This is a genomic window from Phenylobacterium sp. SCN 70-31 (assembly GCF_001724605.1).
Classification (GTDB): domain Bacteria; phylum Pseudomonadota; class Alphaproteobacteria; order Caulobacterales; family Caulobacteraceae; genus Phenylobacterium.
The window spans coordinates 159,171-181,748 of record NZ_MEEX01000004.1 but is presented as its reverse complement, the minus strand read 5'-3'; the positions used below and the strand labels follow the sequence as shown (position 1 = coordinate 181,748).

20 protein-coding genes and 1 pseudogene are annotated in these 22,578 nt (G+C 69.8%); 8 read left to right on the top strand and 13 right to left on the bottom strand.

The window, feature by feature from the left end; translation table 11 throughout:
• Positions 1-27 precede the first annotated feature (27 nt).
• The 5 genes from argE to ABS78_RS03140 all read right to left on the bottom strand — a co-directional run bounded on the left by argE (position 28) and on the right by ABS78_RS03140 (position 5,219).
• Positions 28-1,194, bottom strand: coding sequence for an acetylornithine deacetylase (gene argE, locus ABS78_RS03160; protein ID WP_293375460.1), 1,167 nt, complete (start codon positions 1,192-1,194; stop codon positions 28-30).
• 49 nt (positions 1,195-1,243) lie between these two features.
• Positions 1,244-1,525 (bottom strand): hypothetical protein, encoded by a 282-nt coding sequence (locus ABS78_RS03155; protein WP_293374797.1) that lies wholly within the window; start codon positions 1,523-1,525, stop codon positions 1,244-1,246.
• A complete protein-coding gene (locus ABS78_RS03150; RefSeq protein WP_293374795.1) occupies positions 1,526-2,032 on the bottom strand; it encodes an FKBP-type peptidyl-prolyl cis-trans isomerase in 507 nt (168 codons plus the stop codon).
• A 42-nt stretch (positions 2,033-2,074) separates the two neighbouring features.
• A complete protein-coding gene (locus ABS78_RS03145; RefSeq protein WP_293374793.1) occupies positions 2,075-3,283 on the bottom strand; it encodes a threonine ammonia-lyase in 1,209 nt (402 codons plus the stop codon).
• 148 nt (positions 3,284-3,431) lie between these two features.
• Positions 3,432-5,219, bottom strand: coding sequence for a dipeptide ABC transporter ATP-binding protein (locus tag ABS78_RS03140; RefSeq protein WP_293374791.1), 1,788 nt, complete (start codon positions 5,217-5,219; stop codon positions 3,432-3,434).
• Between the two features lie 91 nt (positions 5,220-5,310).
• Here ABS78_RS03140 and ABS78_RS03135 point away from each other — a divergent pair, with 91 nt between their 5' ends.
• Positions 5,311-5,835, top strand: coding sequence for an HAD family hydrolase (locus ABS78_RS03135; RefSeq protein ID WP_293374789.1), 525 nt, complete (start codon positions 5,311-5,313; stop codon positions 5,833-5,835).
• Between the two features lie 278 nt (positions 5,836-6,113).
• Here ABS78_RS03135 and ABS78_RS03130 read toward each other — a convergent pair whose 3' ends face one another.
• Both ABS78_RS03130 and ABS78_RS03125 read right to left on the bottom strand, forming a co-directional pair.
• Positions 6,114-7,736, bottom strand: a complete 1,623-nt coding sequence (locus tag ABS78_RS03130; RefSeq protein ID WP_293374787.1) for a cisplatin damage response ATP-dependent DNA ligase — start codon at positions 7,734-7,736, stop codon at positions 6,114-6,116.
• A 1-nt stretch (position 7,737) separates the two neighbouring features.
• Positions 7,738-8,748, bottom strand: coding sequence for a ligase-associated DNA damage response exonuclease (locus ABS78_RS03125; RefSeq protein WP_293374785.1), 1,011 nt, complete (start codon positions 8,746-8,748; stop codon positions 7,738-7,740).
• Between the two features lie 36 nt (positions 8,749-8,784).
• Here ABS78_RS03125 and ABS78_RS03120 point away from each other — a divergent pair, with 36 nt between their 5' ends.
• Complete coding sequence (locus tag ABS78_RS03120; protein WP_293374783.1) at positions 8,785-9,279, top strand: PaaI family thioesterase; 495 nt, start codon at positions 8,785-8,787, stop codon at positions 9,277-9,279.
• A gap of 17 nt (positions 9,280-9,296) precedes the next feature.
• Positions 9,297-9,716, top strand: a complete 420-nt coding sequence (locus ABS78_RS03115) for a PaaI family thioesterase (protein ID WP_293374781.1) — start codon at positions 9,297-9,299, stop codon at positions 9,714-9,716.
• Between the two features lie 109 nt (positions 9,717-9,825).
• On the opposite strand, the gene phnD is transcribed toward ABS78_RS03115, so the two are convergent.
• The 5 genes and pseudogenes from phnD to ABS78_RS03090 form a co-directional block, all read right to left on the bottom strand.
• Positions 9,826-10,821 carry a phosphate/phosphite/phosphonate ABC transporter substrate-binding protein gene (gene phnD, locus ABS78_RS03110; RefSeq protein ID WP_293374779.1) on the bottom strand — a complete coding sequence of 332 codons (996 nt, stop codon included), beginning with the start codon at positions 10,819-10,821 and terminating at the stop codon, positions 9,826-9,828.
• Positions 10,818-11,630: a hypothetical protein gene (locus ABS78_RS03105; RefSeq protein WP_293374777.1), complete on the bottom strand. Its 813-nt coding sequence runs from the start codon at positions 11,628-11,630 to the stop codon at positions 10,818-10,820. Before ABS78_RS03105 ends, phnD begins: the two co-directional genes overlap by 4 nt.
• Positions 11,623-13,158 (bottom strand): alkaline phosphatase D family protein, encoded by a 1,536-nt coding sequence (locus ABS78_RS03100; RefSeq protein ID WP_293374775.1) that lies wholly within the window; start codon positions 13,156-13,158, stop codon positions 11,623-11,625. Before ABS78_RS03100 ends, ABS78_RS03105 begins: the two co-directional genes overlap by 8 nt.
• Before the next feature lie 56 nt (positions 13,159-13,214).
• Positions 13,215-14,033 (bottom strand): hypothetical protein, encoded by an 819-nt coding sequence (locus tag ABS78_RS03095; RefSeq protein ID WP_293374773.1) that lies wholly within the window; start codon positions 14,031-14,033, stop codon positions 13,215-13,217.
• Positions 14,033-16,531: pseudogene (locus tag ABS78_RS03090) on the bottom strand (TonB-dependent receptor); the annotation flags it as partial. The pseudogene ABS78_RS03090 and the gene ABS78_RS03095, both read right to left, overlap by 1 nt.
• Before the next feature lie 289 nt (positions 16,532-16,820).
• On the opposite strand from ABS78_RS03090, the gene ABS78_RS03085 reads away from it, so the two are divergent.
• The 5 genes from ABS78_RS03085 to ABS78_RS03065 all read left to right on the top strand — a co-directional run bounded on the left by ABS78_RS03085 (position 16,821) and on the right by ABS78_RS03065 (position 22,124).
• On the top strand, positions 16,821-18,515 hold the full coding sequence (locus ABS78_RS03085) for a lysine--tRNA ligase (protein ID WP_293374771.1): 1,695 nt from the start codon (positions 16,821-16,823) through the stop codon (positions 18,513-18,515).
• Between the two features lie 170 nt (positions 18,516-18,685).
• Positions 18,686-19,165 (top strand): MerR family DNA-binding transcriptional regulator, encoded by a 480-nt coding sequence (locus tag ABS78_RS03080; RefSeq protein WP_293374769.1) that lies wholly within the window; start codon positions 18,686-18,688, stop codon positions 19,163-19,165.
• A 32-nt stretch (positions 19,166-19,197) separates the two neighbouring features.
• A complete protein-coding gene (locus ABS78_RS03075; protein WP_293374767.1) occupies positions 19,198-20,985 on the top strand; it encodes an acyl-CoA dehydrogenase C-terminal domain-containing protein in 1,788 nt (595 codons plus the stop codon).
• A 13-nt stretch (positions 20,986-20,998) separates the two neighbouring features.
• Positions 20,999-21,466, top strand: a complete 468-nt coding sequence (locus ABS78_RS03070) for an OsmC family protein (RefSeq protein WP_293374765.1) — start codon at positions 20,999-21,001, stop codon at positions 21,464-21,466.
• A 70-nt stretch (positions 21,467-21,536) separates the two neighbouring features.
• Positions 21,537-22,124 carry a hypothetical protein gene (locus ABS78_RS03065; protein WP_293374763.1) on the top strand — a complete coding sequence of 196 codons (588 nt, stop codon included), beginning with the start codon at positions 21,537-21,539 and terminating at the stop codon, positions 22,122-22,124.
• Here the strand turns inward: ABS78_RS03065 and vsr are convergent.
• A complete protein-coding gene (gene vsr, locus ABS78_RS03060) occupies positions 22,046-22,540 on the bottom strand; it encodes a DNA mismatch endonuclease Vsr (protein WP_293374761.1) in 495 nt (164 codons plus the stop codon). The two genes, ABS78_RS03065 and vsr, sit on opposite strands and share 79 nt — an antisense overlap.
• Positions 22,541-22,578: the final 38 nt, after the last annotated feature.

The window sequence follows — 22,578 nt, the reverse complement described above, 5'->3', positions numbered from 1 at the left end:
TCCGCTCACGCGGAGGGTGGGGGACATTCAGCCTTCCGCAGCCCATTCGATCAGGCGGCGCATGAAGAGGGCGCCGCGCTGCATCTGGGAGATGTCGACGTATTCGTCCGGCTGGTGCGCCTGGTCGATCGAGCCCGGGCCGCAGATGACGGTGGAGAAGCCGGCCTGCTGGAACTGGCCCGCCTCGGCGGCGTAGGCCACCACGCGCGGTGGGCCGTTGTCGCCGGTCAGGCGACGGACGAAGGCTTCGGCCGCCCCGTCGCGCTCGGGGGTGAAGGCCGGCACGTCGGTGCGCATCTCGACCGTGACGCCGGCCTCGGGCGCCCTGGCCTTGAGCGCCGCGTCCAGCGCCTTCGCCTCGGCCAGGAACGGGACGACGATCTCAGCCGGCGTGCGACCGCCGGGTGTGCGCAGGTCGAAGACGAAGCGGCACTCCCGCGCCAGGATGTTGTGCGCGGTGCCGCCCTCGATCATGCCGATGGTCAGGGTGGGCCCCTTCGGCATGAACGGCGAGGCGGGGTCGGCCTCGGCCTGGAGCTGCTCGGCCAGCGTCCGCAGGCGCGCCATCAGCGGAACGGCCTCCATGATCGCCGAGACGCCCAGATGCGTCTGGCTGGAATGGGCCTCGCGACCGGTGACGGTGACGTGGAAGGTGGCGATCCCCTTGTGGCCGTTCACCGCCTCCATGCTGGTGGGCTCGCCCACCACGACCACGGCGGGGGCGGGGAGTTCCCGCCGGATCACCTCGATCATGGCCGGCGCCCCCAGGCAGCCGATCTCCTCATCGTACGAGAAGGCCAGGTGGACGGGACGGCGCGCGGTCCTCGCCAACTCGGGCGCGGCGGCGAGGGCCAGGGCCAGGAAGCCCTTCATGTCGCACGTCCCCCGGCCATAGAGGCGTCCGTCGCGCTCGGTGAGGACGAACGGGTCACTGGACCAGGGCTGGCCGTCCACGGGCACCACGTCGGTATGTCCCGACAGGACGACGCCGCCGGGCGCAGCGGGACCGAGGGTGGCCAGCAGGTTCGACTTGGTCCCGTCGGGGTTCGGTACGCGGCGGTGCGTGGCGCCAAGCCTGTCCAGATAGCCCTCGACCCATTCGACAAGCGCCAGGTTCGAGCCGCGCGACGTCGTGTCGAACCCGATCAGCGTCGCCAGCAGGTCCCTCGCCGCGGGATAGAGGTCGGAGGTCATCGGCAAGACTTAGCTCCGCGGGACGCGAGGCTCAAAGGAAAGCCGACGTTCAGGGCTCGTCATAGACGATCAGCCCGCAACCGAAGCGGTCTGCATTGGCGACGGCGTCGCGGAAGTCGTCGGGAAGGGCGTCACGGTCGATCAGTTCACCGACCCGCAGGGGGCGGATGTCACGCCAGCCGAAACCCTCGAGTTCGGCGACCGCCGCAGCCTGGGCGGCGGCCTCGTCACCCGCCCGGGCGAACGCCAGGACCGTCAGGGGGACGTCGCCGGGCGCCTCGACGGCTTCGAGGGTGACGAGGAAGACCTGCGGCGGCTCCGCCCCGGCCATCTATCCCCGCTGGACCCGGCCCGGCGCCGGCAGGGCGTCGATCAGCTCGATCCGGAAGATGAGCGGCGCCCCCGGCGGGATGCGCCCTGAGCCTTCTTCGCCGTAGCCCAGGTTGGACGGCACGTAGAGGATCCATTCGTCGCCCGGTCGCATGAGCTGGAGCGCCTCTTGCCAGGCCGGAATGAGGCGGTTCAGCGGCATGGCGGCAGGCTGCCCGCGCTCGTACGAAGAGTCGAAGACCGAGCCGTCCTCCAGCTTGCCTTCGTAGTGGACCTTCACCTCATCGTCCGGTCCGGGCTTCAGGCCCGCTTCCGGTCCAGAACGCACGACCTTGTAGGCCAGGCCCGATTCGAGGACCTTCACGCCCTCCTCCTTGCCCACCTTGGCCATGAACGCCTTGGAGGCCTCGGACTGCGGGACCGGGACGCCGGGCTCGGCGACCTTGGGCGTGCGGTCGCAGGCGGCCAGCGCCAGCACTGCGGCGGCCAGGACGAACATGCGCTTCATGGAACTCTCCGGGGCGTTGTCGGCGCGGCGGAAGCGCCAGGGTCAGACCACACGGGGCGGGTAGCCGCGCTCGCGCAGCGCGTCCATCACCTCGTTGGTGTGCTGGGCGTCGCGGGTCTCGATCATGACGTCGAACTCGGCGCCCTTGGCCGGCACGTCGAGCGCCAGGCGGTTGTGCGCCACCTCGATGATGTTGGCGCCCATCTGGCCGATGATCAGCGAGACGTTGGCGAGCAGGCCCGGACGATCGTCGCCGATGATGCGGAGCGAGACGATACGGCTCTCACGCACCAGCTCGCGGGTCAGCACCGAGGCCAGCAGCCGGGTGTCGATGTTGCCGCCGGTGATCACCAGACCGCACTTCTTGCCGCGGAAGCGCTCGGGATAGGCCAGCAGCCCGGCCAGGGACGCGGCGCCGGCGCCCTCGGTCACGGTCTTCTCGACGTTGCAGTATAGCGCGATGCCGCGCTCGAAGTGCGGCTCCTCGATGAGCAGCACCTCGTCGATCAGCGGGCGTGCGATCGCATAGGTGTGCTCGCCCACCTCCTTCACCGCGATGCCCTCGGCGATGGTGGAGGCGCCGTTCACCTGGGCCGTACGGACGCCGCGCATGCGGGCCGTGAACGACGGGAACATGGCGGGCTCCAGGCCCACGATGCGGATATCCCGCTTGATGTGCTTGGCCGCGGTCGCCATGCCCGCGATCAGGCCGCCGCCGCCGATGGGGATGGGCAGGACCTCCAGGTCGGGCACATCCTGCAACATCTCGATCGCCACGGTGCCCTGGCCGGCCATGACGTCCACGTCGTCGAAGGGATGGACGAAGGTCAGCTCGCGGTCGTCGCAGACCTTGCGTGCGTGGGCCGAGGCCTCGTCGTAGCTGTCGCCCTCGATCAGCACCTCGGCGCCGTGGGCCCGCGTCTGCTGCACCTTCACGAAGGGCGTGCCCTTGGGCATCACGATGGTGACCGGGATGCCCAGCCGCGCGGCGTGGTAGCTGAGGCCCTGGCTGTGGTTGCCGGCCGAAGCGGCGATCACGCCGCGGCTGCGGACGTTCTCGCCCAGCAGCAGCAGCTTGTTGAGCGCGCCGCGCTCCTTGTAGGCGGCCGTGAACTGGTGGTTCTCGAACTTCACCCACACCTCGGCGCCGGTGATTTCGGAGAGCGTCCGCGAATGGCGGCAGGGCGTGCGCTCGATATGACCCTCCAGCCGCGCCTGGGCAGCGAGGATGTCTTCGAAGTCGAGGGTCATGGGATCAGGCGTCTTTGAAGCCGGGGAGCGGAAAGGCGCGCAACCTAACGATGGCGGCGCTTGGGAGCAACGCGTTGCAGCGAAAGCCCCGGAAACCCGCCGGACTTCCCGAGACGCCTGACTCTCGCGATCCCCACCGGCCGCGCGCTCACGGGACGGGGTCGAACTCCGCCACCAGATGGCCCGGAGCCACTTCCTTCAGGTCGGGCGGGACGCCGCCGGCGGCCTTCGAGGGCGCGAAGCGGAAGGCGGCGGCGGGATCCATCGGGCTGGGCGGCTCTCCCTCCAGGCGCAGGCGCTTGCGGGTGCGCTCCACGGCCGGATCGGGGATGGGCGCGGCCGACAGGAGCGCCCTGGTGTAGGGGTGCTGCGGCGCCTGCCAGATCTGATCACGATCAGCCAACTCCATGACCCGGCCCAGGTAGAGCACCAGCACCCGGTGGCTGATCTCGCGCACCACCGCCAGGTCGTGGCTGATGAAGATCATCGCCAGGCCCATCTCGCGCTGGAGCCGGATGAGGAGGTCGATGATCTGGGCGCGGACGCCCACGTCGAGGGCCGAGACAGCCTCGTCGCAGATGACCAGGCGCGGCTTCAGGATCATGGCGCGCGCGATCCCCACGCGCTGGTTCTGCCCGCCAGACAGTTCGTGGGGATAGCGGTTGATGAGCGCGGGGTTCAGCTCGACCGCCGCCATCATCTCGCGCGCCGCGGCCTCGCGCTGGGCGCGGGTCAGCTCGGGCCGGAAGACGCTCAGCGGCTCGGCGATGGAATCGCCGATGGTCATGCGCGGATCGAGGCTGGCCAGCGGATCCTGGAAGACGATCTGCAGATCGCGCCGGGCCTTACGCAGTGTCTCGCGGTCGGCATGGGTGATGTCGCGGCCTAGCAGGGTGACGGCGCCGGCGCTGGCCGGCAGCAGATTGAGGACCGCACGCGCCAGGGTGGACTTGCCCGAGCCGCTTTCCCCCACGATCCCAAGGGTCTCGCCCTCGCGCACCTGGAACGACACCCCGTCCACCGCCCGCAGGGTGCGGGACGGCGACAGCAGGCCCTCGCGGACGGTGAAGTGGACCTTCACGTCGCGACCTTCGACCACGACCGGCGCCTCGGGAGCCACAGGCCCGATCTCGGGGCGTCCGCCACGGTCGGCGCGGTCGAGGCGCGGGATCGCCGCCAGCAGGCCGCGGGTGTAGTCGGTGGCGGGGCGCTGGAAGATGTCGGCCACCGGCCCCTCCTCCACATAGGCGCCGTCCTTCATCACGCAGACCCGGTCGGCCAGGCGGGCGATGACGCCCATGTCGTGGGTGATGAGCACCATGGCCGCGCCGGTGTCGCGCTGGAGCTCGGCCATGAGGTCGAGGATCTCGGCCTGCACCGTCACGTCCAGCGCCGTGGTCGGCTCGTCGGCGATCAGCAGGTCGGGGCCGGGGGCCATGGCGGCGGCGATCATCACCCGCTGGCGCATCCCGCCCGACAGCTCGTGGGGATACTGGCGCAGGCGTCGGCGGGCGTCGGGAATGCGCACCCGCTCCAGCCAGTCCAGGGCGCGGCGCTCGGCGTCGGCGCCCGAGAGGCCCAGGTGCAGGCGCAGGGGTTCGGCGATCTGCTCGCCGATGCGCACATGCGGCGTGAGCGCCGTGAGCGGGTCCTGGAAGATCATGGTCATCTTCGAGCCCCGGACCTTGTTCAGCGCGCGCGGCGAGAGCGCGAGCAGCTCCTGGTCGTGCAGCCGCGCCGAGCCCGACGCGCGGCCGTTGCGGGACAGCAGCCCCATGACCGACATGAAGGTCTGGCTCTTGCCCGATCCGCTCTCGCCGACCACGCCCAGGGTCTCGCCCCGGCCCACCTCCAGGGAGACCCCTCGCACGGCGCGGACCACGCTATCGTGGGTGTCGAAATCGACCGTGAGGTCGCGGATCGTAAGAACGGCCAACTTCGCCTCGCCAACAGAACCTGCACGACCGTAGAGGGGGAATCGGACTTTTTGAAATCCGCTGTCCACATCTTCCCGCCAGGCTGACGCCGTGCCCGACTCCTCAACCCTCCGACCGGCCCTGTTCCTCGACCGCGATGGCGTGCTCAACGAGGACCGCGGCTATGTGCACCGATGGGAGGATTTCACCTGGGTGTCCGGCGCGCGCGAGACCGTGGCGGCGTTCAACCGGGCGGGCTGGCTGGTGATCGTGGTGACGAACCAGTCGGGCGTCGGCCGGGGCTACTACACCGAGGACGCGGTCCATGCCCTGCACGCGCGGATGCAGGACGACCTGAAGGCCGAAGGCGGACGGATCGACGCCTTCTACCATGCGCCTCAGCACCCCGAGGCCGCCGATCCGGCCTATCGCCATCCCGACCCGCCCCTTCGCAAGCCCAATCCCGGGATGATCCTCCAGGCCCTTCAGGACTGGCCCATCGACCGCGAGGCCTCGATGCTGATCGGCGACAAGCCGTCGGACCTGGAAGCCGCGCTTCGGGCGGGAATCCGCGGGGTCCTGTTCGAGGGCGGCGACCTGAAGGCGTTCCTCGCCAAGGAAGCCCTGCTGCCGTAGGGCCGCGTCTTTCCAGGCCACGGACCCACACGAAAACACGAACGGGCGGCGTGCGCCGGCGTTGGGTCCTGCGAGGCCGCGAAGCGCCGCCTCTACGAATCGAAGAACCACGGAAAACACGGAAGACCACAGAAGGCGAAGCTGAGATTCCGTGTCCTTCTGTGTTTTCCGTGGTTTCCATGACGGAGGCCCCCGCTCGCGCGGAGGCTCGGGGATGGTCCCTTCATTGGTGTTTTTCGTGTGGGTTCGTGGCGAGGCTCGTCGGCCTTCGACCCGCCCTATCGCCTCTCGATCTGGGCCAGGAGGCGTTCGAGCGCTTCGAGGTCGTCGGCTTCGCCCGGAGGCTTGTCCCAGCGGATGCGGCTGATGCGAGGAAAACGCATGGCCACGCCCGACTTGTGGCGGGCCGAGCGCTGGAGGCCCTCGAAGGCCACCTCGAACACCAGGCCCCGGTGCGGTTCGGCGCGGACCGAACGGACCGGGCCGAACCGCTCGACGGTGTTGTCGCGCACGAACTTGTCGATGCCCTTCAGTTCCTCGTCGGTGAAACCGAAATAGGCCTTGCCCACCGGGGTCAACGCCCGCTGGCCGGCGTCGTCCCGTGTCCAGACGCCGAAGGTGTAGTCGGAATAGAAGCTGGAGCGCTTTCCGTGGCCGCGCTGGGCGTACATGAGCACCGCATCCACGGTGAATGGGTCGCGCTTCCACTTGAACCAGGGTCCCTTCGGTCGCCCGGCCTCGTAGGGACTGTCACGGCGCTTGAGCATCACGCCCTCGGCCAGGCGGGCGTCGCCCTCCGGCGGGTCGGCGCGCAGGGCGGCCAGTTCCGCCCAGGTCCCGAACGGCTGGAGCGGCGAGATATCCAGGCGTGCGCCGGGCTGGCGCGCCAGGAACGCCTCCAGCCGCCGCCGGCGCTCGGCGAAGGGCAGCGGTCGCAGGTCCTCGTCCCCCTCGTGGAGCAGGTCGTAGGCGCGGATGGCCGCAGGGAAGGTCTCCAGCATCTTCGCGTCCACCGTCTTGCGGTTCAGCCGCTGCTGGAGGTCGGCGAACGGCGCCAGCGCGCCGTCGCGCACCACCAGCAGCTCGCCGTCCACAACGCCCTCGTCCGCCAGCGCCTCCAGCACGTCGGGGAAGGCGCGCGAGATGTCGTCGCCGGTGCGGGTGTAGAGCCGCCGCTGGCCGCCCTCGTGGGCGAGCTGCACACGGATGCCGTCCCACTTCCACTCGGCGGTGTAGTCGGAGGGATCGAGCCGGGCGAAGTCGACGGCCTCGTCCAGCGCCTGAGCCAGCATCACGGGCCGGAAGCGCGCCGGATTGTCGGCGGACGGCCGCTCGGACCGGCCCTCCAGCCAGGCGAAGAGGTCCTCGTAGGGCGGATGCAGGGCGTGCCACAGCTCCTCCACCTCGGCCGCCTCCACGCCCCCCATCTCGGCCGCCGCCCGCTTGGCGAGGCGCGCCGTCATGCCCACCCGCAGCGCGCCGGTCATCAGCTTGAGCAGCGCCCAGCGCTCGCGGGGGGTCGGCAAGGCGTCGAGCCAGCCCTCGATCAGCCGCTGGACCTCGGCGCGCGACGCGGTGCGCAGGGCCTCGATCACCTCGTTCAGCGCGGGCTCACGGTTCGCGCCCGGCCGCGCCGGCCAGACCAGCGACACCGTCTCGGCCAGGTCGCCCACATAGTCGTAGCTCCAGGCGAAGAGCTGGCCGTCCATCCGCGCCTCGACCGCCTTGCGGATGAAGGCCGGCTTGGCGGCGTCGAAGGTGAGCTCGCCCGTCAGCGCCGCCAGCGCCCAGCCACGGTCGGGATCGGGCGTCGCGCGCAGATAGTCCCGCACCAGCGTCAGCTTGGCGTTGCGCGAGGCGGTCAGCGACAGCCGGTCGAGGAGTTCGGCGAAGGCGCGCACCTCAGTCTTCGCCCTCGTCGTCGTACCCCACCAGCGCCAGCGCGCGGGCCGTGATCCCGTGGAGCTGGGCCCAGCGGGCCAGGGCCTCCTCGCGGCCGTGGGTGATCCACAGTTCGCCGGGGCGGATCTCGTCCACCGTGGCGGTCAGCTCGTCCCAGTCGGCGTGGTCCGAGATCACCAGCGGCAGCTCGACGCCCCGCTGGCGCGCGCGGGCGCGGATCTGCATCCAGCCCGAGGCGAAGGCGCCGACGGGGTCGGGGAAGCGGCGGCTCCAGCGGTCCTGGAGCGCCGAGGGCGGGGCGATCACGACGGCCCCGGCGAAGTCGGCCTTCTTCGCCGTCGTGGCGGGCGCCAGCGGCCCCAGGTCCACGCCGCGCCGCTCGTAGAGGGCGTTCAGACGCTCCAGCGCCCCGTGGATGTGGATGGTCCGGTCCCAGCCCGCCTCGCGCAGCAGGCGGATGATCCGTTGCGCCTTGCCCAGGGCATAGGCGCCGACGATGTGGCTGCGCTCGGGGAACTGCGCCACCGAGCGCAGCAGGCGAGCGATCTCCTCGCGGTCGTCGGGATGGCGGAAGACCGGCAGGCCGAAGGTCGCCTCCGAGATGAAGACGTCGCACGGAACCGGCTCGAACGGGGGGCAGGTGGGATCGCGCCGCCGCTTGTAGTCGCCGCTGACCACGATCGTCAGGCCCTTCCAGCGCACCACCGCCTGGGCCGAGCCCAGCACGTGGCCGGCCGGGACCAGCGTCACCTCCACTCCGTCGCGCTCGGCGGGCTCGCCGTAGGGCGCCGCCTGGACCTGGGCGGCGAAGCCCTGGCCGTAGCGTTCGGCCATGATGTCCAGTGTCTCGGGCGTCGCCAGCACGGCGCCGTGGCCCGCGCGGGCGTGGTCGGAATGGCCATGGGTGACGACGGCGCGGTCCACCGGCCGCGCCGGATCGACGTAGAAGTCGCCGGGCGGGCAATAGAGGCCCTCGGGCCTCGGGCAGAGCAGGTCCTGCGGCCGGATCATCGCCTTGAAATGTAGGGCGGGGCGAAAGGCTCCGCATTGACTTCCGCTCGGGCGGCGACCTACGCGGCGATCATGGCCGACCCCTCAGATCCCGTTCCCCCCGGCATGACCTACGGCGATGCGCCGATCCAGATGCGCATGACCCAGTTCGCGCCTCACGCCCAGGCGCTGGGCATGACCCTGGTGTCGGTGGAGAAAGGCCGCGGGGTGATGACCACTCCCTGGCGCGAGGACCTCGTGGGCGACCCCGAGACGGGCGTCATCGCTTCGGGGGTGGTGACCGCGCTGCTGGATCACACCTGCGGCCTGGCGATCAACGCCGCCGGCGACACGCTCATGCCCATCGCCACCCTGGATCTGCGGATCGACTACATGCGGCCGGCGAAGCCGCGCGCGGGCCTGACCTGCGAGGCGCACGCCTACCGCATGACCCGCTCCATCGGGTTCGTGCGCGCCGAAGCCTGGGACGAGGACCGAAGCGATCCCGTGGCCACGGCCCAGGCGGCCTTCATGCTCAACACGCGAAGCTGAGGCGGGAGAGGCGACCGATGAGCGAAAGCCCCTTCGAAAGCGTGGAAGCCTTTCTCCAGCGGGTTCCCTACGCCCGCTTCCTCGGCGTGCGGGTGGAGCTGGCGGGCGACGAGATGACGGCCGTCCTACCCTTCTCACAGCACCTGATCGGCAACCCGATGCTGCCGGCGATCCACGGCGGCGTGATCGGCGCGTTCCTGGAGCTCACGGCGCTGTCCCAGATGGCCCTGGCGCAGCCGGGCCGCCGCATCCCCAAGACCATCGACATCACCATCGAGTACCTGCGCTCGGCCGGTCCCCGCGACACCTACGCCCGCGCCATCCTGCGCAAGGTAGGCCGGCGCGTGGCCAATGTGCAGGTCGAGGCCTGGCAGGACAGCCGCAGCAAGCCCGTCGCCGGCATGACCGGCCATTTCCTGCTGCGAAACGAAGTTTAGCCCGATCCGCTACACTCAGGGCGGGATCACGGCTCCCCGCTCCTCTCCTGCGACGCGGGGGAGGTGGATCGGGCCGAAGGGCCGAGACGGAGGGGGCGCAGAGCCGCCCCTATTCCGACAGCGCCGCGCGTTCCTTCGCGATCTCGGCCAGCGCCGCCTCGGCTCGCGCGATGGCGGCCGCGTCCTTGCGGTTCTTCGCTTCGAGGAGTTGGCCGGTGGCCTCCATCTCCCGCACGGGCAGAAGGTGGGTGGCATCGGCTGGGGCGAAGGGTTTCGTCTGGATCTGCTCCAGGATCGCGCGCTGGCGGGCCGCCTCGGGCGTGTCGCCGACGCCATAGCTGAAGATGAAGTCGGTGATCCGCCGCCGCAGCTCAGGGTCCAGGTCCTTGCGGATGATGAGCGGGTCCTCGGGGATGCGGGGCGAGCGCCAGACGATCTCCACATTGCCGAGCGTGCGCCTGGCCGTGTCGGTGTTCAGCAGCTCCAACCGCTCCATCGAGGCGGTGTTGTTGGTGGCCGCGTCCAGCAGGCCGCCCGCCACCGAAAACAGGTTGGTTTCGTGGTTGGCGCTACGCACGGTCTTGAAGCAGCGGGCCGGGTCCAGGCCGCGCGGCGCGAACAGATAGGTCATCGGCGCCAGGGTGCCGCTGGTGGACTTGATGTCGCCCATGCCGAAGTTGAGGGTGCGGTCGCAGGCCAGGATGCGATCCAGCGTCACCCCCGACCCCTTCGGGACGATGATGACCGCTTCGTAGCCGTCGATCCCCGTCGGATTGACCGAACGGGCGAAGACCTCTCCGTTCGCCCGGCGCACCGTTTCGAGCCCCGACTGGTTGGTGAACCAGCCGAGGTCGGTGTGCCCGAAGCGCATGGCCTCGACCAGGGCGGTGTAGTTGGACGCGAAATAGGCCTTCACCGGCCGGTCCAGCGCCTTGGCCATGTCGTCGAGGAAGGGCCGCCAGTCCTTCTCGGCGCTGGCCTGGCTCTCGGCCGACAGGATCGAGAAGACGACCTCCTTGCGCGCGGTCGGTTCGGGACGGCCGCAGGCGGCGACACTCAGGGCGGCGAGCGTGACCACGAGATGCGAGAAGACGCGACGGTTCATGGTCCCTCCCCTTTCGATCCCTCAACGGATGGCAGGCGCATTTCGACGAGTTCGCGCCGGTCACGGCTGATCCCGTAGAGCACATCCGGACGACTGCGGTCGAAGGCGATCGCCTGGCCCTCGGCGGCCACGGGAATGGTGGCGACATGGCGCAGTTCGTTGCCGGTGCGGGGGATTTCCAGGACGTACACCTCGGGCCGGTCGTGACCGGTCACATAGAGACGGCCGTCGGCGCCGAACGTCCCGCCCGAACTGCTGTGCGGCTTGAACTTGGCCAGGATGCTGTCCGGCAAGGTCCAGGCGCCGGTCACCCGCCAGCGGTCGTCGAAGCGCAGCACGGTGGTGAACCGGTGGTCTCGTCCGGCCTCGCCGCCCCGGCCGTCGTAGTTGGCGAAACAGGCCCACCAGGCCCCCGCGTGACGATCGATCCAGGTCAGCGACCCGGGCTGACGGCCCAGCGGCGTCGAGCGGCGGTGCTGCAAGGTGTCGGGATCGAACACCTCGACCGTGCTGCTCATGGGCGTGGCCGGATAGTTCGAGCTGGCGCAGACCAGTTCGCGCGCGATTACGGCGCACGAATTCAGGTGCGGAACCACGGCGGGATCGCCCGCCCACCGGCCGACCCGGACGCCCGACGCGCGGTCGTACTTACCGATCTCGGAATCGCCGACCGCGTAGACGAAGCCCCCGTCGACCGCCACGCCCTGGCTGGCCTCGGGCGCCGGCAGACGCGACAGCACCTCGGCGGGCGGCAGCGGCCGCGGCGGCGAGAGCAGCAGGGCGGCGGCGAGGAGCGCGACGCTAGGCACGTTTCAACCCGGTCTCGCCCGCCTCGACCACGAAGGCGGCCAGGTTCCGCACGGGCGAATCCTTCACCAGGGCGTTCTCCACGCCGCGGAAGGTGACGCGGCAGGCGTCGGGCGTGATGTCCACGCGTCCGTAGCCACGGATGTCGCCCTCGCCGAACTTCAGGTCGGGATGCAGGGCCAGCATGCCGCGCACGATCTCCTTCGAGCGGCCGAGCGAGGCGATCGAGCCGCCTACGAACTCGCTGGCGACGGGCTTGCCGCCCGGTTCCAGCGCCAGATCGGCGGCGAAGAAGCAGTGGACGTCGCCGCCCAGCACCACGGGGTTTGCGGTCCCGGCGTCCCGCCAGGTCTCCAGGATGCGCCGCCGCGTCTGGGCGTAACCGTCCCAGCCGTCGTTGGAGACGCGCCCGTCCGGCGTGACGATCTCCATCATCAGGGTCTGCTGGCCCAGCAGGTTCCAGGTGGCGGAGGTGTCGCGCAGGCCGGCCTGGAGCCAGGCTTCCTGGTCGGCGCCCAGCATCGAGCGGGCCGGATCGGTGCGTTCCGGGCAGGCCTTGGGGATGAACTTTCCTCGGGACTGAGCGTCGCAGGGCCTCGGGCCGCGGTACTGCCGGTCGTCCAGCAGGGCGAGGCGCGCGAGGCGGCCCCAGTCCGTCGCCCGATAGAGCCGCATGTCGGGACCCATCGGCCGCACCGCGGCGCGGAGCGGCATGTTCTCGAAGTAGGCCTGGTAGGCCGCCGCCCGGCGCTTCAGGAAGAGCGCCGGATCGGGGTCGCTGCGGTCCTGATCGTTCCCGTAGTCGTTCGACACCTCGTGGTCGTCCCACATGACCATCCAGGGCGCGCAGGCGTGGGCGGCCTGGAGGTCGGCGTCGGCCTTGTACCAGGCGTAGCGGCGCCGGTAGCTGGCCAGGTCCAGGCAATCCTCCTCGGGATGGCGGCGGACGCCGTCCGCGGTGGCGGCCTTCTCGTAGATGTAGTCGCCCAGGAAGACGACGAGGTCGGGATCGTCCGCCGCCAGCGCCGCATGGGCCGAATAGAAGCCGGACTCGTACTTCTGGCACGAGCCGTAGGCGATCCGCAGCCGCCGGACGTCGGCGCCCGGGCTCGGCGCCGTGCGGGTGCGCGCCACCGGGCTGGCGTGTCCGCCGGCGGTGAAACGATACCAGTACGGGCGGTCGGGCTTCAGCCCCGCGGCCTCCACATGCACCGAATGTCCGGCCTCGGGCGCGGCGATCGTGCGGCCCCGGCGCACGATCCGGCGCAGGGCCTCGTCCTCCGCGACTTCCCAGCCCACCTCGAACGGCTCGGGCGGCATCCCCCCGGCCGGCGCCGCGGGATCGACCGCCAGCCGCGTCCAGAGCACCACGCCGTCCGGCGCGGGCTCGCCCGACGCGACGCCCAGCCGGAAGGGATTCTCGGGCAAGCGCGTGCGCGCCCAGGCCGTGGTCCAGCCGGCCGGGGCCATCGCCCCAGCGGCCAGGGCGGCGGCCCGGATCAGCAGGCGGCGGCGGTCGACGCTGGGCATCTTCATCTCCTTACCTTGGCTTTGGGTCCGCCCGCCACGCAAGCGTCGTCGGGGCTTCAGCGCCTTTCGACCCCGGGAAGACGCAACGCCACCACCTCGCGGTTGGGTCGGCTGATACCGTAGAGGACGTCGCGCCGCGTCGGATCGACGGCGATGGCCTGGCCCTCGATGGCCGCGCCGATCGTCGCGACATGGTCGAGCTTCGACCCGCCCTTCGGCAGTTCCAGCACATAGAGCTCCGGATGATCGTGGCCCGTCACATAGAGCCGGCCATCGGCGCCCCAGACGCCGCCAGACGAGCTCATGGGCGCGAAGCGGGAGGTGACCGAGGCGGGGAAGGACCAGCCCTCCATCCGCCGCCACTGGTCGTCGAACCTGACGAGCTGGGTGTGGGCGTGGCCCCGACCGGGCTCGCCCCCCTTGCCGTCGTAGTTGGCGAAGGCGGCCCACCAGGCGCCGTCGCGGCGGTCGATCCAGGTGAGCGAACCGACCTGCTGGCCCAGGGACACGGTGCGCAGGTGAACCATCCGGCGGGGATCGAAGATCTCCACCGAACTGGTCATCGGCATCTCCGGGAAGTTCGAGGCCGCGCACACCAGGTCCCGGCCGACCACGGCGCACGAGTTGATGTGCGGGAAGCGGTCCCTGTCGCCCGACCACTCGGCCAGCTTCTCGCCCGTGGCCCTGTCGTACTTGCCGATGCGCGAATTGGCGACGGCGTAGAAATGGCGCGCGTCCACCGCCACGCCCTGGACGGCCTCAGGCGCCTTCCAGCGCCCGAGGACTTCAGCTTCCAGCTTCGGCTGCGCCGCCGCCGGAACGGCGGCGACCCATGCGATGGCGAGCAGCGCGCCGGTTGCGAGACCAGCCCGCATCAGAACGTCGCCGCCAGGCCGACCCAGTAGGTGCGACCATAGTTCGCCCACTCCTGGAGATAGCGCTGACCGGGGCCGGTCACTTCCTGGCGTCCGGTGTTCGACAGGTTCTGGGCCTCGGCGAAGACCGTGAAGTTGTCGTTGATCCGCCAGCTCACGCTGGCGTCGAACACGTGACGGCCCTTCCAGTACTGGTCGGCGTTGGGGATCGTATCGTTGATCGTCTCCAGGAAGCCGCCGATGTAGTTGTGCGAGACCCGGGCCTCGAGCGGGCCTCGCTGATAGTAGATCGACTCGTTCGTGGTGATCTCGGGCTGCTGGAACAGGCCGGTCACGCGGCGTCCCGCCCGCGTAAGGAACGTGAACTCGGTGTCCAGGTAGGTGATGTTGCCGTTGAAACCGAAGCCGTCGAAGGGCGCGGGCAGGAAGGTGAAGGCCTGCTGCACGGCGAACTCCACGCCCTTGATCTTGGCGTCCTCAGCGTTGCGGGGCGTCGAGACCGTCACCGCCTCCACGCCGCGGCCCACGTCGATCTGCTCGACGGACGACAAGGTGAAGATCTCGTTCTTGATGCTCTTGGAGAACACCGCCAGCGAGATCAGGCCGTCGGGGGGATAGAATTCCACCGACAGGTCGAAGCCGCGGCTCTCTCGCGCCTTCAGGTCCGGGTTTCCGCGCGACAGGGTGGGCTGGCTCCCATCGAAGTTCAGGGTCTCGCTGGCGGCCAGCGAACCATAGTCGGGGCGGCCGATGGTGTTGGTCCACGCCGCCCGGACGATCAGGTTCTCCCGCGCATTCCATTGCAGATGCACGCTGGGCAGCAGGTTGTCGTACGAACCCGAATTGCTGACGGGCGTCAGGACGCCGCCGGTGTTGCGGACCGCGTCCGAGTCCACCTTCGTCCGCTCGTATCGGAGACCGCCCAGCAGGGTGACATCGCCCATCCGGTAGCTGGCCTGGCCATAGGCCGCGAAGACGTCCTCGGACACCTCGTAGTCCCCCGTGGGCAGGTTGGTGGCCACGCGGAAGCGGTCGCGATTGGCGTTCAGGAAGTCGCTGGCGGCCTTGGGGTCGATCCTCGGGTTCAACAGGTATCGGCCGGCGATCAGCTCGGTGGGCCCGGGCCGGTCGACCGCATCCAGCGTGTAGGTGAAGCCGGGGAGCGCCGTGTAGTTCGTCTGCCGTGACAGGAATTCGCGCTTCGTGCTGCGCAGCAGGCCGCCGGCCTTGGCCTTGAGGTTCCGGTCGCCGCCCTCGTCGTCGTAGGCCACATTGAAGCGCGCCTGGGCGGTGTCCTCGTCGGTGGCGGTGACCGCGAAGCGGTGTTGCTGCAGATTGTAGTTGGCCGGGTTTCGGAGATTGGCCTCGTTCACCGGCCGGAAGATCGGGAAGAAGGCGTTCGTCGTATCGTAGTCGAACGCATAGTTCGCGCCCTGGGCGTCGATGGTCCGGAACTCCACGGACTCGTTCGGCACGTCCAAGCGAGCCTGCGAGTAGACGACGTCGCCGTCCAGGTTCCACAGGGGCGCGAAGCGCCATTCGAAGGCCGACCGCGCCATGCCGATCTCGCGCTTGGTGATCGGCTGATTGAGCTGGATCACGCTGCGGCCGCGGGCGAAGCTGCCGCTGGTGGGGGTCTGGTTGCTGACATTGCCCAGCGGCTCGGTGCGGTACTCGATCCGCTCCTCGTCGTCCTCCATCCGGGCGAAGAGGCCCGAGGCCTCCCAGCGGAAGTCCGTGTTCGGGCGGTACTCGACCTTGGCGTTCAGGCCGCTGCGCTGCTTGGTGTTGTTGTACCAGAACAGGCGCACGAAGGTGGGCACCTGGATGCCGTTGCCGGTCGCCGCGCCCGAGTTCACCGGGGCGCCCGCGGCGGTGTACTCGCGAACCGAGGGGTCCTGGGATTCCACCTGGGGAATGTCGTAGTCGAGCTGCTCGTGCGAGGCGCCGACGACGACGCCCCATTCGTCGGCCGCGCCGAACGTGCGGCCGGCCGCGAAGGCCAGGCGGTAGGATTGCTTGTCGTTCCGCACGCCGCCGCTGCGTTCGTAGTAGCCGGCGGACGCCATGCTGTTGAAGAAGGGCCGGCCGGCGTCGAAGGCGCTGCGCGTCGTCACGTTGATGACGCCGCCGATAGCGTTGCCGTCGTCCTCGGGCCTGATCGTCTTCATCACCTCGAGGCGGCCCGCCATCACCGAGGGGACGATATCCATCGGGATCGTCCGGCTGCTCTCGTCCACCGACGCCATGATGGCGCCGTCGACGGTCGTCCGGTTGTAGGTGGAACGCAGGCCGCGGAGCACTGGGAAGCGCGGCTCGCCCTGGTCCTCCATCACCGACACGCCGGGGATGCGGCGCAGTGCGGCGGCGGTGTTGTGGTCGGGCAGCTTGCCGATGTCGTCTGCGGAAACCACGTCGGCCACCACGAATTCCTCGCGCTTCACGGCGATGGCTGCGCGCTGGGCCTCGCGCTGGCCGGTGACGACGATCTCCTCGACCTCGGCGCCGGCGTCGGCCGCATCGTCGGCCGCCAGCGCGGGCGCAGCGGCGGCCAGGGCCAGGATCAGGCTCGACGCAGACAGAAGCGCCGCGCGGCGGCGCTGGCCGCCCGCATTCCCGTAAGACATGACAAAATCCCCTCTTGTCGGATGGGGCGCGCTTACGGGACGGGAGTGACAACCGGGCGACGGCTTCGCGAAGGCTGCGCGACAGCGCCACGCCCTGGGCCGGCCCGCTACCGGGCGATAGGCCTTGAGCCTGGGCCCCGAGGGGTTTAGGCCGCCCGGCATGCAAGGCCATACTCTCCAAGGACTGTCCCAACAGGCGCGCGACGCGCGCAGCTGGCCGTTCGAACAGGCGCGCATCCTGCTGGACCGCATCACCCGCCTGCGCCTGACCGACGCCGAGCGGGATCTGGCGGCCGCCCTGTTCGCCCGTGGCGAGTTCGCCGAAGCCGTCCGGACCCTACCCGCTCTACAGAAGCCGGTGATCTTCCAGTGCGGCTATGGGGCCAGCGGCCTGCCGCACCTGGGCACGTTCGGCGAGGCCACCCGGCCCACCATCGTGCGCAACGCGTTCCGGGCGCTGACCGAGGACGCCATCCCGACCCAGCTCATCGTCTTTTCGGACGACATGGACGGCCTGCGGAAGATCCCGGACAACGTGCCCAATCGCGAGATGCTGGAGGAGGATCGCGACAAGCCGGTCACGTCCGTCCGCGACCCGTTCGGCGAGCACGAGAGCTTCGGCGCCCACAACAACGCCCGCCTCCGCGCGTTCCTCGACAGCTTCGGGTTCGAATACACCTTCATGTCGTCGACCGAGACCTACCGGTCGGGGCGGTTCGACGAGGTGCTGCTGCGGATCCTGGCGCGGTTCGACGCCGTCCAGGCGATCATGCTGCCCACCCTGGGCGAGGAGCGCCGCGCCACCTATTCGCCGTTCCTGCCCATCAGCCCGAAGAGCGGCCGGGTTCTCCAGGCGCCGACGCTGGAACGCAACGTCGAGAAGGGCACGATCGTGTTCGCCGACGAGGATGGGACGCCGACCGAGGTTCCCGTCACCGGCGGCCACGTGAAGCTGCAATGGCGCCCCGATTGGGCCGCCCGCTGGACGGCGCTGGAGGTCGACTTCGAGGCCTCCGGCAAGGACCTGGTCGACAGCGTCCGCGTCTCGAACAAGATCGTCCGCGCGCTGGGCGGCGAGCCGCCCGAGGCGTTCCACTTCGAGCTCTTCATGGACGAGAACAACCAGAAGATCTCGAAGTCGAAGGGCAACGGCCTGACCATCGAGGAGTGGCTGCGCTACGGCGCGCCCGAGAGCCTGACCTACTACATGTTCCAGTCGCCGAAGTCGGCCAAGCGGCTCTATTTCGACGTGATCCCCAAGGCCACCGACGAGTACCTCCAGCAGCTCGACGCCCTGCTGCGCAAGAAGGCCGAGGGCGACAACGCCGCCCAGCTCGACAACCCCGCCTGGCACGTCCATCGCGGCGCGCCGCCCGAAAAGGGCTCGCCGCTGTCGTTCTCGCTGCTGCTCAATCTGGTGTCCGCGGCCGACGCGTCGACCAAGGACATCCTGTGGGCCTTCATCGCCCGCTATCTGCCGGGCGCGACGCCGAAGAGCGAGCCGCTGCTCGACAAGCTCGTGGGCTATGCGCTCAACTATTATGAGGACTTCGTGAAGCCCTCGAAGCGGTTCCGCGCCCCGACCGACCTCGAACGCGCGGCGATGCTCGATCTCGTGGCCAGGCTCGAGGCGCTGCCGGCCGACGCCGACGCCGAAGCGATACAGAACGAGGTGTTCGAGGTGGGCAAGGCCGCCGGCTTCGATCCCCTGCGGGCCTGGTTCGGCGCGCTCTACGAGGTGCTGCTCGGCCAGAGCCAGGGGCCGCGTTTCGGCTCGTTCGTGGCGATCTTCGGGATCGACCGCACCGTCGCCCTGATCCGGCGGGCGCTGGCCGGGGACCTCGTCGCGGCCTGAAAGGCCGAGACGTAGGGAGCGCTATCGTCATACCCCGGTCGCAATCGAGCATGACGGTCATCGCTGTCCACAGCCTTTGACGACTGACGCCGCGTTCGCTCCCCTTGACGTAAACGGAACCCGGGCGCACGTTGGTTATCAACGATAAGCCAAGGGAGGACGGCATCATCATGCCCCACGATCTGCGCCGCCCCGTCCGGACCTATACGATCCGGCAGCTCTGCCATGAGTTCAAATGCACGCCGCGTGCGCTGCGGTTCTACGAGGACAAGGGTCTGCTCAATCCGGCCCGGGACGGCATGAACCGCGTCTATTCCTACAAGGACCGCGGCCGCCTCGTCCTGATCCTGCGCGGCAAGCGCGTCGGCCTCTCGCTGGCCGAGATCGCCGAGATCCTCGACCTGTACGACGCGGACGACACCGGGGTCGCCCAGGCCGCCAAGAGCCTGCGCAAGTTCCAGGAGCGTATCGTGGCCCTGGAGCAGCAGAAGAAGGATATCGACGACGCCATCGCTCAGCTTGAGATGGGCGTCGTGGCGATGGAGAGCCGGCTGGCCGAGACCCGCCCCGATCTCCTGCCCAGCGCCGAGGCCTACGACCAGATGCTGCGTCGTCGCCTCGACGGCATGGAGGGCGGCGCGGAGGCCTGATAAACCGGAGCCGGACAGACTCCGGAGCTCCCATGACCTACCAGGCCCCCGTGCGGGACTACGCCTTCCTGCTGCGCGACGTGCTCCAGCTCGAGCGCTACGCAGACCTGCCCGCGTTCGCCGACGCCTCGATCGACACGGTCGATGCGGTCCTGGAGGAGGCCGGGAAGTTCACGTCCGAAGTCCTGGCCCCGCTGAACGGGGTGGGCGACAAGGAGGGCTGCGTCTGGAGCCCGGACTTCACGGTCCGGACGCCGAGCGGCTTCAAGGACGCCTACGCCAAGCTGGTCGAGGGCGGCTGGCCCGGCCTGGGGTCCGATCCGACCTATGGCGGCCAGGGCCTGCCCCACGTCGTCAACGTGGCGTTCTCCGAGATGAGTTCGTCGGCGAACATGGCCTTCTCGATGTACCCGGGACTGACCCACGGCGCCTATTCGGCGATCGTGGTGGGCGGGACGCCGGAGCAGAAGGACCTCTACCTGCCCAAGCTCGCCTCCTTCCAATGGGCGGGCACCATGAACCTGACCGAGCCGCATTGCGGCACAGACCTCGGGCTCCTCCGCACCAAGGCGGTTCCGCAGGCTGACGGGACCTATCGGATTTCCGGCCAGAAGATCTGGATCAGCGGCGGCGAGCAGGACCTGACCGAGAACATCGTCCATCTGGTGCTGGCCCGGATCGAGGGGGCGCCGGCCGGCGTGCGCGGCATCAGCCTGTTCATCGTGCCCAAGTTCATCCCCGACGCCGACGGCAACCCCGGCGAGCGCAACGCGGTGAAGTGCCTGGGCCTGGAAGAGAAGATGGGCATCCACGGTAACGCCACCTGTGTCATCAGCCACGAGGAGTCCGTCGGCTGGCTCATCGGCGAGGAGAACCAGGGCCTCAAGCTGATGTTCGTGATGATGAACGAGGCGCGCCTGGGCGTGGGCCTCCAGGGGATCGCCCAGGCCGAAGCCGCCTACCAGGCCGCCGCCGCCTTCGCGAAGGAGCGTCTCCAGGGCCGCTCGCTCACCGGTCCCAAGAATCCGGACGGACCGGCCGACCCGATCATCGTCCACCCCGACGTGCGCCGCATGCTGATGGACGCCCGCGCCATCGTCGAAGGCGGCCGCGCCTTCATGGCCTGGACCGCGCTCCACGGCGACCTCTCCCACGCCAGCCCGGACGAGGCCGTCCGGCAGAAGGGCCGCGACTACATGGCCCTCATGACCCCGGTGGTGAAGGCCTTCCTCACCGACCGCGGCTTCCAGGTCTGTTCCGACGCCATGCAGGTGCACGGCGGCTCGGGCTTCACCGAGCACTTCCCGGCCAGTCAGTACCTGCGCGACGTGCGCATCGCGCTGATCTACGAGGGCACCAACGGCGTCCAGGCGCTCGACCTCGTGGGCCGCAAGCTGGCCGCCGACGGCGGCCGGGCCGTGATGAGCTTCTTCGCCGAACTGGACGCCTTCTCGGCCGAGATCGACGGCGAGGCGGCGATGAAGCCGTTCGCGGACGGGCTCGCCAAGGCCAAGGGCGAGCTTCAGGAGGCCACCATGTGGCTGATGCAGCACGGACTGGCCAATCCCGACAACGCGGGCGCCGCCTCCACCGACTATCTGCACCTCTTCGGCCTGACGGCCCTGGCCTACATGTGGGCGCTCCAGGCCCGGGCGGCGCTGGCCCGCATCGCGGCCGGCGACACCGACCCCTTCTACGAGACCAAGCTGGTGATCGGCCGCTATTACCTCGAACGCGTCCTGCCCGAGACCGCCAGCCGCCTGGCCAAGCTCAAGGGAGGCTCCGAGCTGATGATGAAGCTGCCCGCCGAGGCCTTCTGAGGGGATCGTCCTGATGGCCACCTATCGCGCGACGGTCGAGTGGGCGTTGCAGGAGAGCCCGGAGGACTTCCTCAAGGGCCGCTACGGCCGCGGCCACACCGTCGGCTTCGCCGAGCACATCGTGCCGGCCACCGCCTCGCGCCACGTCGTGGGCAAGTGGGCCGCGCCGGGGGCGGTGGACCCCGAGGAGATGCTGGTCGCCGCGCTCTCGAACTGTCACATGCTGACGTTTCTCCACAGGGCGCGGCTGGCCGGCTTCGCCGTCGTGCGCTACCGCGACGCCGCCGAAGGCGTGATGGAGAAGATCGACGGCGACCGGATGGCGGTCACCCGCGTGACGCTGCGGCCCCAGGTCGACTACGACGGCCGCCGCCCCACGGCCGAAGAGGCCGCCCGGCTGCACCACGAGGCCCATGAAGAGTGCTTCATCGCCAACTCCGTGAAGACCGAGGTGACGGTCGAGGAGGTTTCCGCAATTTAGTTTCTGCTTTGTTCTTGCACGCGGGTTGGTGCTCTGGGACAATGAGGATCACGACTTAGGGGGGTGACGGATGGGTTTCTCGCATTCCTGGATCGCGGTCTCGGGCCTCACGCCGGACGCCGCCGTCGCGGCGCTCGGCGCTGAAGTGGTGGGCGAGCTCGACGCCGAAGAGTTTCCGGAAACACTCGGGATGGGAGTTCTGCCCGGCGGCTGGTTGCTGGTCGTGAGCAGCGATTTCGACGATGCGTTCAAGGGCAGGCTGGCGCGGCTCGCGGCTCTGGGGCCGGCCGTCGCCTGCGCCATCGAGGAACACGTCATGCACGCCGAGGCGCGCGGCTACGACGCGGGGAGCGAGACCTGGCGCGTGGTTCGCGATCCCGACGACGACCACCTCGAGATGACAGGCGCGCCGCCCGCGGCCTTGACCGCCATACGGGACGAAGCCGTACGGCGGCAGGACGCCGATGAGGCCTCCGGGATCGACCGGCTGTTCGAGGCGCCCGCCGATATGGCCGCCGCCATCTGCGGCTACCAGTTGGGCGTCGAGGAACCCGAAGGCTTCCGCTACACCGAGTTGCGCTACCTGCGCGAGACCGCGAGCAGCGGGGGCGGCGGCAAGCCGGGCTTCTTCGCACGGCTCTTCGGCATCAAGGGCTGACGCGACAGAACACCGACGAGCCGGGCCTCCAGCGCGGCTGCATCCTTGAGATCGCACTCCCAGACCGTCTCGACCCGCCAGCCCGCAGCGGTCAGCGCCTCGGCGTTCCGCGTGTCGCGGGCGATGTTGCGGCCGATCTTGGCCACCCAGTAGTCGCGGTTCTGCTTGGGCGTGCGCGCGCCGCGCGCGCAGTCGTGGCCGTGCCAGAAGCAGCCATGCACGAAGATGGCCAGCCGCCGGCCGGGCAGGACGATGTCGGGGCTTCCCGGCAGGTCCCTGCGATGCAGGCGATAGCGCGCGCCCAGGCGGGTCAGCGCCTTGCGCACCGTCATCTCGGGCGTCGTGTTCCGGCCCTTCACCCGCCGCATGACCGCCGAGCGTTTTTCCGGGCCGTAGACGTCGGTCGGCCCGTTCATGCGCGTCGTCGCCCGGCGTGATCCGGAGATGACGCGCG

Bases quoted from the DNA above. Each gene is read 5' to 3' on its own strand.
- argE (WP_293375460.1), bottom strand. From the start codon at position 1,194: ATGACCTCCGACCTCTATCCCGCGGCGAGGGACCTGCTGGCGACGCTG.
- ABS78_RS03155 (WP_293374797.1), bottom strand. From the start codon at position 1,525: ATGGCCGGGGCGGAGCCGCCGCAGGTCTTCCTCGTCACCCTCGAAGCC.
- ABS78_RS03150 (WP_293374795.1), bottom strand. From the start codon at position 2,032: ATGAAGCGCATGTTCGTCCTGGCCGCCGCAGTGCTGGCGCTGGCCGCC.
- ABS78_RS03145 (WP_293374793.1), bottom strand. From the start codon at position 3,283: ATGACCCTCGACTTCGAAGACATCCTCGCTGCCCAGGCGCGGCTGGAG.
- ABS78_RS03125 (WP_293374785.1), bottom strand. From the start codon at position 8,748: ATGATCCGGCCGCAGGACCTGCTCTGCCCGAGGCCCGAGGGCCTCTAT.
- ABS78_RS03115 (WP_293374781.1), top strand. From the start codon at position 9,297: ATGAGCGAAAGCCCCTTCGAAAGCGTGGAAGCCTTTCTCCAGCGGGTT.
- phnD (WP_293374779.1), bottom strand. From the start codon at position 10,821: ATGAACCGTCGCGTCTTCTCGCATCTCGTGGTCACGCTCGCCGCCCTG.
- ABS78_RS03100 (WP_293374775.1), bottom strand. From the start codon at position 13,158: ATGCCCAGCGTCGACCGCCGCCGCCTGCTGATCCGGGCCGCCGCCCTG.
- ABS78_RS03095 (WP_293374773.1), bottom strand. From the start codon at position 14,033: ATGCGGGCTGGTCTCGCAACCGGCGCGCTGCTCGCCATCGCATGGGTC.
- ABS78_RS03085 (WP_293374771.1), top strand. From the start codon at position 16,821: ATGCAAGGCCATACTCTCCAAGGACTGTCCCAACAGGCGCGCGACGCG.
- ABS78_RS03080 (WP_293374769.1), top strand. From the start codon at position 18,686: ATGCCCCACGATCTGCGCCGCCCCGTCCGGACCTATACGATCCGGCAG.
- ABS78_RS03075 (WP_293374767.1), top strand. From the start codon at position 19,198: ATGACCTACCAGGCCCCCGTGCGGGACTACGCCTTCCTGCTGCGCGAC.
- ABS78_RS03070 (WP_293374765.1), top strand. From the start codon at position 20,999: ATGGCCACCTATCGCGCGACGGTCGAGTGGGCGTTGCAGGAGAGCCCG.
- ABS78_RS03065 (WP_293374763.1), top strand. From the start codon at position 21,537: ATGGGTTTCTCGCATTCCTGGATCGCGGTCTCGGGCCTCACGCCGGAC.
- vsr (WP_293374761.1), bottom strand. From the start codon at position 22,540: ATGAACGGGCCGACCGACGTCTACGGCCCGGAAAAACGCTCGGCGGTC.